Origin of the sequence: Streptomyces umbrinus (assembly GCF_030817415.1) — a bacterium.
GTDB lineage: Bacteria > Actinomycetota > Actinomycetes > Streptomycetales > Streptomycetaceae > Streptomyces > Streptomyces umbrinus_A.
Genome location: NZ_JAUSZI010000002.1, coordinates 9,544,161 through 9,558,552, shown reverse-complemented (window position 1 = coordinate 9,558,552; position 14,392 = coordinate 9,544,161). Strand labels below are relative to the sequence as shown.

Annotated in this window: 14 protein-coding genes and 1 riboswitch; of the genes, 3 read left to right on the top strand and 11 right to left on the bottom strand. The window is 71.0% G+C overall.

What is annotated here, in order from left to right; translation table 11 throughout:
* Positions 1 to 106: 106 nt before the first annotated feature.
* The 10 genes from QF035_RS42255 to QF035_RS42210 all read right to left on the bottom strand — a co-directional run bounded on the left by QF035_RS42255 (position 107) and on the right by QF035_RS42210 (position 9,449).
* Positions 107 to 1,216: a hemolysin family protein gene (locus QF035_RS42255; RefSeq protein WP_307526714.1), complete on the bottom strand. Its 1,110-nt coding sequence runs from the start codon at positions 1,214 to 1,216 to the stop codon at positions 107 to 109.
* Entirely contained in the window at positions 1,213 to 2,565 is a 1,353-nt protein-coding gene (locus tag QF035_RS42250) for a hemolysin family protein (protein ID WP_307526712.1), read from the bottom strand. Before QF035_RS42250 ends, QF035_RS42255 begins: the two co-directional genes overlap by 4 nt.
* A 199-nt stretch (positions 2,566 to 2,764) precedes the next feature.
* The gene (locus QF035_RS42245; RefSeq protein ID WP_307526711.1) at positions 2,765 to 3,253 is read right to left on the bottom strand and encodes a PH domain-containing protein; all 489 of its coding nucleotides are present in this window, start codon (positions 3,251 to 3,253) and stop codon (positions 2,765 to 2,767) included.
* Positions 3,254 to 3,265: 12 nt separating this feature from the next.
* Positions 3,266 to 4,132, bottom strand: coding sequence for an ATP phosphoribosyltransferase (hisG, locus tag QF035_RS42240; RefSeq protein WP_307526709.1), 867 nt, complete (start codon positions 4,130 to 4,132; stop codon positions 3,266 to 3,268).
* Positions 4,133 to 4,233: 101 nt separating this feature from the next.
* Positions 4,234 to 4,506, bottom strand: a complete 273-nt coding sequence (locus QF035_RS42235) for a phosphoribosyl-ATP diphosphatase (RefSeq protein ID WP_026249121.1) — start codon at positions 4,504 to 4,506, stop codon at positions 4,234 to 4,236.
* Positions 4,507 to 4,540: 34 nt separating this feature from the next.
* Positions 4,541 to 5,026: a 6,7-dimethyl-8-ribityllumazine synthase gene (gene ribH, locus QF035_RS42230; RefSeq protein ID WP_266504842.1), complete on the bottom strand. Its 486-nt coding sequence runs from the start codon at positions 5,024 to 5,026 to the stop codon at positions 4,541 to 4,543.
* 25 nt (positions 5,027 to 5,051) lie between these two features.
* The gene (locus tag QF035_RS42225) at positions 5,052 to 6,350 is read right to left on the bottom strand and encodes a bifunctional 3,4-dihydroxy-2-butanone-4-phosphate synthase/GTP cyclohydrolase II (protein ID WP_307526705.1); all 1,299 of its coding nucleotides are present in this window, start codon (positions 6,348 to 6,350) and stop codon (positions 5,052 to 5,054) included.
* Positions 6,347 to 7,000 (bottom strand): nicotinamide mononucleotide transporter family protein, encoded by a 654-nt coding sequence (locus tag QF035_RS42220; RefSeq protein WP_307526703.1) that lies wholly within the window; start codon positions 6,998 to 7,000, stop codon positions 6,347 to 6,349. Before QF035_RS42220 ends, QF035_RS42225 begins: the two co-directional genes overlap by 4 nt.
* The gene (locus QF035_RS42215) at positions 6,997 to 7,632 is read right to left on the bottom strand and encodes a riboflavin synthase (RefSeq protein ID WP_307526701.1); all 636 of its coding nucleotides are present in this window, start codon (positions 7,630 to 7,632) and stop codon (positions 6,997 to 6,999) included. Before QF035_RS42215 ends, QF035_RS42220 begins: the two co-directional genes overlap by 4 nt.
* Positions 7,633 to 7,784: 152 nt before the next feature.
* Positions 7,785 to 7,915: riboswitch (FMN riboswitch) on the bottom strand.
* A gap of 334 nt (positions 7,916 to 8,249) precedes the next feature.
* Positions 8,250 to 9,449: an ROK family transcriptional regulator gene (locus QF035_RS42210; RefSeq protein ID WP_307526699.1), complete on the bottom strand. Its 1,200-nt coding sequence runs from the start codon at positions 9,447 to 9,449 to the stop codon at positions 8,250 to 8,252.
* Positions 9,450 to 9,571: 122 nt separating this feature from the next.
* On the opposite strand from QF035_RS42210, the gene QF035_RS42205 reads away from it, so the two are divergent.
* Together QF035_RS42205 and QF035_RS42200 are read left to right on the top strand one after the other, a co-directional pair.
* A complete protein-coding gene (locus tag QF035_RS42205) occupies positions 9,572 to 10,786 on the top strand; it encodes an MFS transporter (protein WP_307526698.1) in 1,215 nt (404 codons plus the stop codon).
* 112 nt (positions 10,787 to 10,898) lie between these two features.
* Entirely contained in the window at positions 10,899 to 12,347 is a 1,449-nt protein-coding gene (locus tag QF035_RS42200) for a uracil-xanthine permease family protein (protein ID WP_307526696.1), read from the top strand.
* Here the strand turns inward: QF035_RS42200 and QF035_RS42195 are convergent.
* A complete protein-coding gene (locus QF035_RS42195) occupies positions 12,329 to 13,450 on the bottom strand; it encodes a glycoside hydrolase family 6 protein (protein WP_307531822.1) in 1,122 nt (373 codons plus the stop codon). The genes QF035_RS42200 and QF035_RS42195 overlap by 19 nt on opposite strands.
* A gap of 173 nt (positions 13,451 to 13,623) precedes the next feature.
* Between QF035_RS42195 and QF035_RS42190 the strand changes: the two genes are divergently transcribed.
* Complete coding sequence (locus QF035_RS42190; protein ID WP_307526694.1) at positions 13,624 to 14,334, top strand: DUF5995 family protein; 711 nt, start codon at positions 13,624 to 13,626, stop codon at positions 14,332 to 14,334.
* Positions 14,335 to 14,392 lie beyond the last annotated feature (58 nt).

Here is a 14,392-nt window from a genome sequence, read left to right as displayed (position 1 = left end):
GACGTCTGGCGGCTGCGGGCGCATCGTGGCTTGTCGCGCCCCGCGGCGGAGCCGCAAACGTCACAGACCCGCGCCCCTAAAAGCACAGGGGCGCGGGTCTTCTGCGTCAGCTGGCCAGTGCCTGCTCCGCCGTCTCCTGGCCCGGGGCCGGTTCCGATGCCTCCTTGCGCGGCTCGCCGACCCGTACCGCCGGAGTCTCCCGGTGCGCCGGGTCTCGGACCTCGCCGACCAGGAGTTCCAGTACGTCCTCCAGGGCGACCAGGCCGAGCACGCGTCCCGATGCGTCGGCGACCTGGGCGAGGTGCGTCGCGGCGCGGCGCATCACGGTCAGGGCGTCATCCAGCGGGAGCTCGGCCCCGAGGGTCGTCATGGGGCGCCAGACCTGCTGCGGCACGGCCCGCTCGGACTCCTCCAGGTCGAGTACGTCCTTCACGTGCAGATAGCCCATGAAGGCGCCGTTCTCGGCGGCCACCGGGAAACGCGAGTACCCGGTGCGGGCGGTGAGCGCGACGACCTGGCCCGGGGTGACCGAGGGGCCGACGGTCACCAGGGACTCGCTGTCCAGGAGCACGTCGGTGACCGGGCGGGAGCCAAGCTCCAGGGCGTCCTCGAGGCGCTCCTGCTCCTCGGGGTCGAGCAGGCCCGCCTGTCCCGCGTCCTCGACGAGCCGGTTGAGCTGCTCGCTGGTGAAGACCGCCTCGACCTCGTCCTTGGGCTCGACGTGGAAGAGCCGCAGGATGACTCGGGCGCAGGCACCGAGGCCCAGTGTCACCGGCTTGCAGAGCCGGGCGAAGGCGACCAGGCCGGGGCTGAGCCACAGCGCGGTCTTCTCGGGGGCGGCCATCGCCAGGTTCTTCGGCAGCATCTCGCCGACGACGAGGTGCAGGAAGACGACCGCGGCGAGGGCTATGACGTACCCGAGCGGGTGGATCATGCCCTCGGGCAGGTTCACGGCGTGGAACACCGGCTCCAGGAGGTGCGCGACGGTGGGCTCGGCGACCGCGCCGAGCGTCAGCGAGCAGACCGTGATGCCGAACTGCGCGGCGGCCATCATCTGCGGCAGGTTCTCCAGGCCGTACATGACCTGGCGGGCCCGTGCGGTGCCGAGCGGTTCGATCTGGCTGCGGCGGACGGAGACCAGCGCGAACTCGGCGCCGACGAAGAAGCCGTTGGCGAGCACGAGCAGGCCCGCGAACAGGAGCTGGAGCACGCTCATCGGACGGCCTCCACCACGGAAGCGGAGGCGGCGGCCGAAGCGGCACCGGCGGTCCTGACCAGCCGGACCCGCTCGGCCCGGTAGTGCCCGACCTGGCGCACTGAGAGGCGCCAGCCGGGCAGTTCCGCCTTGTCACCGGGTGCGGGGATCCGGCCGAGCAGATCGGCGACCAGGCCGGCGACCGTCTCGTACGGGCCCTCGGGGACGTCCAGGCCTATGCGCTGGAGGATGTCGACGCGGCAGCTGCCGTCGGCGTCCCAGGCGGGCCGGCCGTCCTCGGCCGGTGCGGCGGCGAGTTCGGGGACGTCATGGCCGTCGTGCTCGTCGCGGACCTCTCCGACGAGTTCCTCGACGATGTCCTCCAGGGTGACCACGCCGGCCGTGCCGCCGTACTCGTCGACGACGACGGCGATGGGCTGTTCGTTGCGCAGCCGCTCCAGGAGGGGCTGCACGGGCAATGTCTCCGGGACGAGCAGCGGGGCCTGGGCGATCCTGGTGACGGGCGTACGCAGCCGGTCCTGCGAGGGCACCGCGAGGGCGTCCTTGAGGTGCACCATGCCGACGATCTCGTCGATCCGCTCCCGGTAGACGGGGAAGCGGGACAGGCCGGTGGCGCGGGTGAGGTTCACGACGTCCTCGGCGGTCGCGGAGGACTGGAGGGAGCTGACCTTCACGCGCGGGGTCATGACGTGCTGCGCGGTGAGGTCGGCCAGCGAGAGCGTACGGACGAACAGGTCGGCGGTGTCCTGCTCCAGGGCGCCGGCCTGGGCCGAGTGCCGGGCCAGGGAGACCAGCTCGCCGGGGGTGCGCGCGGAGGCCAGCTCCGCGGTGGGCTCGACGCCCAAGGTGCGGACGAGCCGGTTGGCCACGGAGTTCAGCCCCGAGATCACCGGCCGGAACACGGTCGAGAAGGCGTGCTGCGGGCCCGCGACGAACCGCGCGACCTGCATGGGCCTGGAGACTGCCCAGTTCTTGGGCACGAGCTCGCCGATCACCATCTGCACGGCAGAGGCCAGCAGCATGCCGACGACCACGGCGACACCGGACACGGCTCCCTCGGGGATGCCGACCGCGGTGATGGGGCCGTTGAGCAGCTCGGCGAGCGCCGGTTCGGCGAGCATGCCGACGACGAGCGAGGTGATGGTGATGCCGAGCTGGGTGCCGGAGAGCTGGAAGGACAGCTCCTTGAGCGAGTTGACGACCGTACGGGCCCGTCGGTCGCCCTCGGCGGCGGCCTTCTCGGCGTCGGGGCGCTCCACCGTGACGAGGCCGAACTCGGCCGCCACGAAGAAGCCGTTGGCGAGGATCAACAGGAACGCCGCTCCGAGGAGCAGCAGGGGGATGGTCATGCCGCCGCCTCGATATGTCGGGAGGGGGCGGCGCAGGTACTACAGGACGATCCGTCCATCGCTGGAGGGAGTCACTCCTCGAATAGCAGGGGGCTTCTGGATCCCGGGTGGAAAGCCAGAGGCGGAGGCGCAACGAAAACGCCTCCGCCAACAGATTAATCAAGACATGGGCCCGTACGGCAGGGTGGAAGGCCGAGAGTCAGGCGTGATGTTCGTCGTGCTCGTCTTCCTGCGGTCCGTCGGGCTCGTGGACGGAGTGGGCTTCGGCGAGGGCGCGCAGCGCACGGGCGTCGCGGATCGCGTGCTGCTTGGCGATGCCCGGCTGGATGCCGAGCGCGGGCAGGCTGGTGCCGTCGCTGAGGTTCAGGAACACCCACGGGTCGCCCGGGCGCAGGTTGACCTGCAGGATCTCCGCCCAGGCCAGCTTCCGGCGGTTGGCGATGTTCACGACGGTCACGCCGGACTCGTCGGCGACGACTTTCGGCCGCGAGAGCAGCACGAGCACCCCGAAGAGCAGGGCCCCGGTGAAGACGAAGCTGGTGCGCTCCCCCGGACTGAGCTTCTCAAGCAGCATCGCGACCGTGGTGATGACCACAAAGATCGTGGCGCCCGCGGTCAGCAGGACGGCTCGGGTGCGGCCCGGCCGGAAGGTGACCGGAAGAGCGGGCAGCTCTGGTGTGTCGGACATGGCGGGCGGTCCTCAGAGGCGGCAGGCGTGGATGGCCGTGGTCAGGATGGCCCGCGCGCCGATGTCGTACAGGTCGTCCATGATCCGCTGCGCTTCCTTGGACGGGACCATGGCGCGCACGGCGACCCAGCCCTCGTTGTGCAGCGGCGAGACGGTCGGCGACTCCAGGCCGGGGGTGAGGGCGACGGCCTTCTCCAGCTGCTCGACACGGCAGTCGTAGTCCATCATCACGTAGGTCCGCGCGACGAGGACGCCCTGGAGACGGCGCAGGAACTGCTGCACCTTGGGCTCTGTCTCCTCGGTGGCCCCGGTGGCCTCCGCGCCGGTGCGGCGGATGACGACGGCCTCGGACCTCATGATCGGGTCGCCGAAGACCTCAAGGCCCGCGTTGCGCAGCGAGGTGCCGGTCTCGACGACGTCCGCGATGACCTCGGCGACACCGAGCTCGATGGCCGTCTCGACGGCGCCGTCGAGGTGCACGACGGACGCGTCGATGCCCTTGTCGTCGAGGTACTTGGCGACGATGCCCTCGTACGAGGTGGCGACGGTCATGCCGGCCAGGTCCTCGACCGCCTTGGCCGTGCCGGGCTTGGTGGCGAAGCGGAAGGTGGAGCGGGCGAAGCCGAGCGGGAGGATCTCCTCCGCGTGGGCCGCGGAGTCGATCAGCAGGTCGCGGCCGGTGATGCCGATGTCGAGCTTGCCGGAGGAGACGTAGATCGCGATGTCACGGGGGCGGAGGTAGAAGAACTCGACCTCGTTCTCCGGGTCGACGATCCGGAGCTCCTTGGCCTCCCTGCGCTGCTGGTAGCCGGCCTCATGCAGCATCTCCCCCGCGGGGCCTGACAGGGAACCCTTGTTGGGGACGGCGATGCGCAGCATGAGGTCGGCTTCCTTTGTTCGTCCGCACGGCTGTCGGCTCGTACGGTGCGGGAGTGGGCGTGCTTCTCGGAGGTACGGCTCGGAGTTCTCTGAGTCGCGGCTCAGAGATGGGCGTACACGTCGTCGAGGGAGATGCCGCGGGCGACCATCATCACCTGGACGTGGTAGAGCAACTGCGAGATCTCCTCGGCGGCCGCTTCCTTGCCCTCGTACTCGGCGGCCATCCAGACCTCGGCGGCCTCTTCGACGACCTTCTTGCCGATGGCATGGACCCCCTTGCCGACCAGCTCTGCGGTGCGGGAAGTGGCGGGGTCGCCGGTGGCGGCCTTGTGCTGGAGCTCGGTGAAGAGCTCCTCGAAAGTCTTCTTGGACATGGTGCTGCCCACCCTACGCGCAACCGCCGTTCGCTCAGCGCCAGGGTTCGGATACTGAGCGGAGGGTGGCCGCCGTCGCCACGGCGGCCGTCACCGCCTCGTGCCCCTTGTCCTCGTTCGAGCCCTCGATGCCCGCGCGGTCCAGGGCCTGTTCCTCGGTGTCGCACGTCAGGACGCCGAAACCGACGGGCACGCCGGTGTCGATCGAGACCTGGGTGAGGCCCTGGGTGACGCCCTGGCACACGTACTCGAAGTGGGGGGTGCCGCCGCGGATGACGACGCCGAGCGCGACGATCGCGTCGTACCCGCGGCCCGCCAGGACCTTCGCGACGACCGGCAGCTCGAAGCTGCCGGGGACCCTCAGGAGGGTCGGCTCGTCGATTCCCAGCTCGTGCAGGGCGCGCAGCGCGCCGTCGACGAGACCGTCCATCACCTTCTCGTGCCACTGCGCCGCGATGACGGCGACCCTGAGGTCGCTGCAGTTGCGTACGGACAGTTCGGGTGCACCCTTGCCGCTCACGTGTGTGTCTCCTCGTACTTTTCCGTTACTGGTTGCCGCAGGCGGACACGGTGGTCGTGTCCAGCCAAGGCAGGTCGTGCCCCATCCGGTCCCGCTTGGTGCGCAGATACCGGAGGTTGTGCTCGCCCGCCTGTACGGGCATCGGCTCGCGGTGGTTGACCTTGAGGCCGTGGCGGACGAGCGCGTCGGTCTTCTCGGGGTTGTTGGTCATCAGGCGCAGGCTGCGCACACCGAGGTCCTCCAGGATCTGCGCCCCGGCCGCGTAGTCCCGGGCGTCGGCGGGCAGGCCGAGCTCCAGGTTGGCGTCGAGGGTGTCGTGCCCCTGCTCCTGCAGTTCGTACGCGCGCAGCTTGGACAGGAGCCCGATGCCGCGCCCCTCGTGGCCGCGGAGGTAGACGACGATGCCGCGGCCCTCGGCCTGGATGCGCTCCAGGGACGCTTCGAGCTGGGGGCCGCAGTCGCAGCGCAGCGAGTGGAAGATGTCGCCGGTGAGGCATTCGGAGTGGACGCGGACGAGGACGTCCTCGCCGTCGCCGATCTCTCCGTGGACCAGGGCGACGTGCTCGACGCCGTCCACGATGGAGCGGTAGCCGAAGGCCGTGAACTGGCCGAAGGCGGTGGGGAGTTGAGTCTCGGCCTCGCGGCGGACGGTGGGCTCGGCGGTGCGGCGGTAGGCGATCAGGTCCTCGATGGAGATGATCGTCAGGCCGTGCTTGCGGGCGAACGGGATCAGCTCGGGCAGCCGCAGCATCCTGCCGTCCTCGCCCGCGATCTCGACGATGGCGCCGGCCGGACGCAGACCCGCGAGCCGGGCGAGGTCGACGGCGGCCTCGGTGTGGCCGTTGCGGGTCAGGACGCCGCCGGGCTTGGCGCGCAGCGGGAAGATGTGGCCCGGGCGCACGAAGTCGCCCGCCTCGGCCTCGCCGCCGGCCAGCAGCTGGAGCGTGGTGGCGCGGTCGGCGGCGGAGATGCCGGTGGTCACGCCGTACGCGGGACCCGCGTCGACGGAGACCGTGAAGGCCGTGCGCATCGACTCGGTGTTGTTCTCGACCATCTGCGGGAGCTGGAGGCGGTCGAGCTCGTCGCCCTCCATGGGCGCGCAGATCAGACCGCGGCACTCGCTCATCATGAAGGCGATGATCTCGGGGGTCGCCTTCTCGGCGGCGATGACGAGGTCGCCCTCGTTCTCCCGGTCCTCGTCGTCGACGACCACGACCGGGCGGCCCGCCGCGATGTCGGCGATGGCCTGCTCGACCGGGTCGAGCGCGAAGTCCGAGGCGTCCTGATCGTGGCCCGTGCTGTACCAAACCGGCGCGGTCGTCATGCCGGGGCTCCTTCCAGGAAAGGCTGCCCGGCCTTGCGGGAGCGCAGCCACCAGTCGCGCATGCCCCACAGGACGAGCGCGCCGTAGATGATGTAGACGAAGCCGGAGAAGGCGAAGCCGTTGGCGAAGTTCAGCGGCACGCCCACCAGGTCGACGAGCAGCCAGGCGAACCAGAACTCGACCATGCCGCGCGCCTGGGCGTACATCGCGACGACCGTGCCGACGAAGATGTACGCGTCCGGCCAGGGGTCCCAGGACAGCGTCGGGTACGCGGTGAACAGGCTGCCGACCGCGAGGGTGCCGACGGCCGCGGCACCGAGGAGGTACCCGCGCTCGCGCCAGGTGGCGAAGCGCACGGCGATGGAGCCGTCTGCACCGTCTGCGGAGCTGCCCTTGCCGCGGTTCCACTGCCACCAGCCCCACAGGGCGACGGCCATGACCACCATCTGCTTGCCGGCGCTGCCGGAGAGGTGGGCGGTGGCGAAGGCGACGAGGAGGATGGCACCGGACAGGAACTGGACGGGCCAGGTCCAGATGGACCGCCGCCAGCCGAGGGCGAGGCCGACAAGACCGATCACGTTGCCGATCATGTCGGCCCACTTGATGTGCTGGCCGAAGAGCGTGAAGGCCTCGGAGTTGAGCCAGTTCACGGCGTCGCTCCCTGGGTGCCGGGGAGCGCGGCCGACTGCTCTCCCCGTGCGCCGAGCAGCCGCTCGACGTACTTGGCGATCACGTCGACCTCGAGGTTGACCGGGTCGCCGGGCTGCTTGAGGCCGAGCGTGGTCAGGTCGAGGGTGGTCGGGATGAGGCTGACGGTGAAGAAGTCGGGGCCCGCCTCGACGACGGTCAGGCTGATGCCGTCGACGGTGATGGAGCCCTTCTCGACGACATAGCGCGTGAGGTCCGCGGGGAGGGAGATCTTCACGATCTCCCAGTTCTCGGACGGCTTGCGCTCGATGACCTCGCCCGTGCCGTCCACATGGCCCTGCACGATGTGCCCGCCGAGGCGCTCGCCCACGGCCATGGGGCGTTCGAGGTTGACGCGGGAGCCGACGGTGAGGGCGCCGAGGCTGGAGCGGTCCAGGGTCTCCGCCATGACGTCGGCGGTGAACTCGCCGTCCTCGTGGTCGACGACCGTCAGACAGACGCCGTTGACGGCGATGGAGTCCCCGTGACGTGCACCTTCGGTGACCACAGGGCCACGGAGTCGGAAACGTGAGGCGTCGCCGAGATTCTCGACGGCGGTGACTTCACCCAGCTCTTCAACGATTCCGGTGAACACTTCCCGGGTCCTCCTGCCATTTCGGGCACGGACTCCGGGGCCTGTCGATGACGACAGATATGAGCGAGCGAGGACACCGGGGGCGACGCCGCGTAGGACGGGTCCCGAGGGACACGTCGAAACAGACGGCGGCGCGCACGAATGCCCGCCCGCCGCGCACTGCCTCCCATCCGGACTTTAACCGTCGGTCCAGGAATTTCACCTGGTCAACCGGCCGCTGGAAGCGACCGGGTCGCGGACTGTAACCGCCGGTTCGGACTTTCACCGACCCCGGAGTGCGCTGCTTCTGGTACAGACTCAGTGTGCCACGCCTGATCGACGCCCATGCGGGCGAATGTTGTGGGCTGCCTCACAGGGTGTGGCGATGGACTTCACTGGACACTCGTGGCGGACCAACTACCTTTCAGACACAGCAGCTTATGATTGGTCCATACCTATTGACGCTTTGGTCTAGTCCTCTTTAGGGTCTGCGTTCACCGACGCCTCTACGGGCTCCGCGTTCGCCGGCCCGCCCCCAGAACGACCCGGCGGCGGTGACGGAGGCCCTTGCCCCGCCGCCGGGTCTCCGTTTCCCGGACATCGACCACTCCCGCCCGCCACCTCTACGGAGGCGGACGTCACCTCTCCGGGGGCGCGAACAGCTCGTCCTGGGCCCCGTCCCGTGCCATCAGCAGCGCCCCGCGGAGCACGGCGCCGCCGCCCAGGGTGCCGGCCCGCACCTCGGTGGGCAGCGGCGACATACGGCCGACCCGGTCCTGGACGCGGGCGGCCAGCACCTCGCCGCCCGCCCCGCCGATCTCGCCGGCAAGGACCAGGCATCCCGGGTCCAGAACGGCGACGACGGACGCGGCACCGAGGGCGACGTGCTCGGCGAGCGTGTCGAGGAAACCCGAGGCCGAGGAATCCCCCGCGTCGGCCACGACCCGCGCCACGGCCTCCCGCACCAGCGCCGCCGCATACGGTTCGTGGGGCTCGGCGGGCGCCACGATCCCGTAGCGCGCCGCCAGTTCGGTGATCGCGGCGGCGCCCGCGAGCGAATGGAAGCCACCGTCGCAGCCCGTCGCGGACGGCAGGCCGCTTGTGCCCGGCACCGGCAGGAAGCCGATCTCGCCCGTACCGCCGGAGGCACCCCGGCGCAGGACGCCGTCGAGGACGACGGCCGCGCCGATGCCGTGACCGAGCCAGAGCAGGACGAAGGTGTCGCGATCCTGCGCGGCCCCGTCGCGCTGCTCGGCCAGCGCCGCGAGGTTGGTCTCGTTCTCGACGAGGACGCGGGCCGGGAGTCGCTCCTGCAACGCCGCGGCGAGCCGGCGGTGCCATTCGGGCAGGCCCGAGGAGTCGCGGAGTTCGCCGGTGGCGGGGTCGATCAGCCCGGGGGCTCCGACGGCGATGGTGTGCAGCCGCTCGACGCCCGCCTCCTTGGCCGTACGTTCGACCAGCGTGACCGCCTGCTCGACGGCAGGTCCGGTGTCCGTCCCGTCGCCGATCGGCACCGACGCCTCGGCCAGCACCGAGCCCAGCAGGTCCGACACGAGGACGGTCACGCCCTCGGTCCGTACGTCCAGTGCGGCCAGGTGCGCGCGGTCGGCGACGATCCCGTACAGCCGGGCGTTCGGGCCGCGTCGCTGTTCGCCCGACTCCCCCACGACGCCTATGAGTCCGGCCGCGGCGAGGCGTTCCACCAGGTCGGCGACGGAGGGCCGGGACAGGCCGGTGAACTGCTTCAACTGCCCTGCCGTCAAAGGGCCTTCCTGCTGGAGGAGGCGCAGGGCGAGCCGGTCGTTGATGGCCCGGGCGGTGCTCGGTGATGCGGGCATGCCGGGATCCTTCCAGATCGGGGGCGCCAGGGCGGCCGGGCCCAATACCGCCTATCTATCAGGCAGGGTTCCTGATAGTTTACGGCGGCACAGTGGGGAGAGGACAGGGAGGGGCCGGGAAAATGGGTGAAGTGGTCTACGACCAGCGCGAGGTGAAGCGCTCCCGGTACGCCGTGGCGACGGTGTTCGCCGTGCACGGCGCCGTCACCGGTTCGTTCGCGACCCGCGTCCCGTGGATCCAGGACCACGCCTCCGTGAGCGCGGGCCAGCTCGGCCTGGCGCTCGCGTTCCCGGCGATCGGCGCGTCCGTCGCGATGCCGCTCGCGGGCAGCGTCAGCCACCGCTTCGGCGCCCGCGCGGCCCTGCGCGGCCTGATAGCGCTGTGGACGCTCGCACTCACCCTCCCGGCACTGGCGCCGAACCTGGTCACCCTGTGCATGGCCCTCTTCGTCTACGGCGCGACGGCCGGCATGGCCGATGTGGCGATGAACGCCCTGGGTGTCGAGATCGAGACCCGGCTCGACAAGTCGATCATGTCCGGGCTGCACGGGATGTGGAGCGCGGGCGCCCTGGTCGGCTCGGCGGCCGGCACCGTCGCCGCCCATCTGGGCTCGGACGCGCGCCTGCACCACGCGCTCGCCGCCGTGGCGCTCACGCTGATCGGCGTGGCCGCCTGCCAGTGGGTGCTGGACCTGCGTCCCACCGAGGACGAGGAACCGCCCCCACGCTTCGCGCTGCCTCCGAAGTCCGCGCTGCTCATCGGCGCGATCGGCTTCTGCGCGGTGTTCGCGGAGGGGGCGAGCCTGGACTGGTCGGCGGTGTACCTGCGGGACGTCCTGGACAGCTCGGCCGGGGTCGCGGCCGCGTCCACCACGGCTTTCACTCTCACTATGGCGATCGCGCGGTTCGCCGGCGACGCGGTGGTGGACCGCTTCGGCCCGGTCCGCACGGTACGGGTCAGCGGCGCCCTCGCGACCCTCGGCGCGCTGCTCGTCGTGGTGGCCCAGAACGCCCCGATGGCCATGGCCGGCTTCGCCCTGCTGGGCCTCGGCATCGCCGTCGTCGTCCCGCTCTGCTTCGCTGCGGCCGGTCGCAGCGGCCCCAACCCGTCCCAGGCCATCGCGGGCGTCGCCACCATCACGTACACCTCGGGCCTGATCGCGCCGTCCGCGATCGGGGCCGTGGCGGACGCGACGAGCCTGGTGACGTCCTTCGTCCTCGTGACGGTGCTGACCCTCGGCCTCGCCTCGTTCGCGAACGTGCTGCGTGCCAGCGGCCGCGAGGCCGGCGGGAAGCTCAGCACGGCGGATGCGCCGGTTCCGGATCGTCGGCCCTGAACCGTCCGCTCCTCCCGCTCCGCCCTACCATGGCGCTGATCTTCACTTACGGATCTTGACGTCGGTCCGTCGACGTCAGGATCTCGACGTACAGAGAAAGCGGAACCCCACCATGGACCTCGGCGTGCGCTGGAAGCTGCACGGTGACGGGCGCACGCCCGCGCCGGGGGCGGTCGTCCGCCCCGACGAACGGCTGTCGTGGCCGCGTACGGCCGGGCTCGGCGCCCAGCATGTGGTGGCGATGTTCGGGGCGTCCTTCGTCGCGCCCGTCCTGATGGGCCTGGACCCGAACCTCGCGATCATGATGTCGGGCGTCGCGACGGTGATCTTCCTGCTCGCCACCCGAGGCCGGGTGCCCAGCTATCTGGGCTGCTCGCTGTCCTTCGTGGGCGTCGCCGCGGTGATCCGCGCGCAGGGCGGCAGCAGCGCCACCGTGACCGGTGCCGTCTTCGTGGTCGGGGTCGCGCTGTTCCTCGTGGGTCTCGCGGTGCAGCGGTTCGGGGCGCGGATCATCCACGCCGCGATGCCGCCGATCGTCACGGGCGCGGTCGTCATGCTGATCGGCTTCAACCTGGCGCCGGTCACCGCTTCCACGTACTGGCCGCAGGACCAGTGGACGGCGCTGCTCGTGATGGTGTTCACCGCTCTGGCCGTGGTGTGCCTGCGCGGTTTCTGGTCACGGATCGCGGTCTTCCTCGGGCTGGTCTTCGGGTACGGGATCTCCTGGGTCTTCGACCGCGTCTTCGGGCGGATCCACTCGGTCGACGCGAGCGGCAAGCTCACCGACCACTGGCGGCTCGACCTGTCCGCCGTGGGCCGGGCCGACTGGATCGGGCTGCCGAACTTCCACGGCCCGTCCTTCGAGTGGTCGGCGATCCTCGTGGCACTGCCCGTCGTCATCGCACTGGTCGCCGAGAACGCGGGCCATGTGAAGGCGGTCGGCGAGATGACCGGCGACCCGCTCGACGACAAGCTCGGCACGGCGATCTCCGCGGACGGCGTCGGCTCGATGCTCTCCACCGCCGTGGGCGGCCCGCCCAACACGACGTACTCCGAGAACATCGGTGTGATGGCCGCGACCCGTGTCTACTCCACGGCCGCCTACTGGGCCGCCGCCGGCTTCGCGCTGCTCTTCGGCCTCTGCCCGAAGTTCGGCGCGATCGTGGCCGCCATTCCGGGCGGAGTGCTCGGCGGGATCACGGTCATCCTGTACGGCATGATCGGCCTTCTCGGCGCGCAGATCTGGCTCAACGCCGGGGTGGACCTGCGCAATCCGCTGAACCTGGTGCCGGCCGCGGCGGGCATCATCATCGGCGTCGGCAACGTCACGCTGGAGTTCACCGACACGTTCTCCCTGAGCGGCATCGCGCTCGGCACGCTCGTCGTCATCATCGGCTACCACGCGCTGCGCGCCATGGCCCCGGCGCACCTCAAGTCGCAGGAGCCGCTGCTCGACGAGGGCACGTCCTCGTACGGCTCCGGCTCTGAAGCCGACTCGGCATCGGTCCCGGGATCCGATTCCGGCTCCGGCTCGGCGGGCGGTCAGCGCGCCAAGTCGTAGGCGTAGTCCGGGGTGAACGTCCCCGGTGCGCCCTTGCAGCCGTCGGACTCGCCGGGCAGCTTCACCCACAGATAGGCGTCGATCCGTGCCTCTCCGGTGCTCATGGTCGGCGCCTGGCCGAGCTTGCGGCCCGCGGGGTCGCACCACTCGCCGTCGGCCGGGGCGCCGTTGCCGTTGCGGCTGGTGTCGATGACGGCGCCCAGGCTCGCGGGGCCGTCGAGGGCGTCGAGGGTCCGGCGGACGTACGAGATCTCGTCGCCCGTGCGGTTGAAGTTGGAGACGTTGCTGAAGATGCCGTCCGAGGAGGCGGCGGACGCGGCACCGGCCCGGCGCAGCAGCCCGGCCTGCTTCTCCGGGGTGTTCCAGTCGGAGTGGCCCGCGTCGAAGTAGACCCGCGCCTTCGGGTTCGCCGCCTTGAGGACGCGTCCCGCGCGGGCCAGCGAGGCGAACCGGGCGGCCCGGTCGCCTTCGGACAGGCAGTCCGACTGGGCGATGGCGTCCGGCTCCAGGACCACGATGACCTCCTCGGAACCGAGGCCCGCCGCGAACTTGTCGATCCACCCGTCGTACGCCCCGAGGTCCGGCGCACCGCCCTGCGAGGCCCCTCCGCAGTCGCGGTTCGATATCGCGTACGGGACGACGACCGGGACCCTGTCCTTCGCCGAGCCGGCCGAAGTGACCGCCCTGACCCGGGCGGTGATGTTCGACGGCGTGTAGTCCGCGAACCACACGGCGGCCGGCCGGTCGGCTATCCGGGACTCGATGAGCGGGCGGCGCGGGTCGTCGCGGTGGTCGCGGACCCAGTCGAGGACCTGGGACTCGGGATGCCGGTACAGCTGCACGGACACAGGCTCCGTCCTCGGCTTCGTCGACGCGCTCTTCGAGGGCTTCGGGCTCGGCTTCGCCTTGGACGGGGAGAGCGACGGGGACGGTGAGGCGGACGTCTTCGAGGGCGACGGCGTGGGCACACCTGGCAGCGGCTGCAGGAGCGGTGAGCTGGTGACGTCGGGGCGCGCCTCGTCGCTGCCGCGGCCGTCGTCGAACGCGGACATCATCCCCGTCACGGTGCCGACCGCGACGACCGCGGACGCCACGGCGACCATGGCGCCGCGCCGGGCGGCGCGCCTGCGCTCGGCCCTGCGTGCGGCCAGGCGATGGGCACGTTGCCCTGACACGTGGTGCTCCCCCCTCCGCCGGGTCCCGCGTGTTCCCCCGTTCTGGGGAAGCCCTCGGCCCGGCGGCCCTCGGCACAGCCTAGGCCTGGGACCCTGCCCCCATGGTGCCGTTGGAACAGTTCACAGCTCGCGTGCACAGCGTCGACGCGGTGGTGCACCGGATGCGTGCGCTCGGTGCGGCCTGGCCCGAGCGGGACGGTGTCGCGGTCTTCAACCGTGTCTATCTCGCCGTCACCGAGGAGGTCGACCGGCGCCTGGAGACGGGGCACTTCACCGATGCCCGCGCCGCGATCACGCTGGACGTGCGGTTCGCGGAGCGCTATCTGGACGCCGTCGAGGCGGTCGCGGACGAGCGCCGTCCGCCCGCCTGCTGGCGGCCGCTCTTCCAGCTCCGACGCCATCCCGGAGTACGTCCGCTGCAGTTCGCCCTTGCGGGCATCAATGCGCACATCGGGCACGATCTGGCGCTCGCGGTCGTGGACACCTGTCGTACGCTCGACTGCGAACCGGCCGAGCTGGAGGACGAGTTCGATCGCGTGGGTGATGTCCTCGTCTCGCTGGAGGAGCGCATCCGCGAAGATCTGATGCCGGGCCCCGATCTCCTCCAGATCGCCGACCCGCTGACCCATCTGCTCGGCGCGTGGAGCCTGGACCGGGCACGGGATGCGGCGTGGTCCGCCGCGCGGGCGGTGTGGGCGTTGCGTGAGTTCCCTGATCTGGCCGAGGAGTTCGTGGAGCGGCTCGACACGGGGGTCGGCCTGGTCGGCCGTTGTCTGCTTACGCCGTTGAGCACTCCGCTGGGAGCGCGGTGATCTGTCTGCGGGCCGGTGGGGGCTGGTCGCGCCCCGCGGCGGAGCCGCAAATCGATCC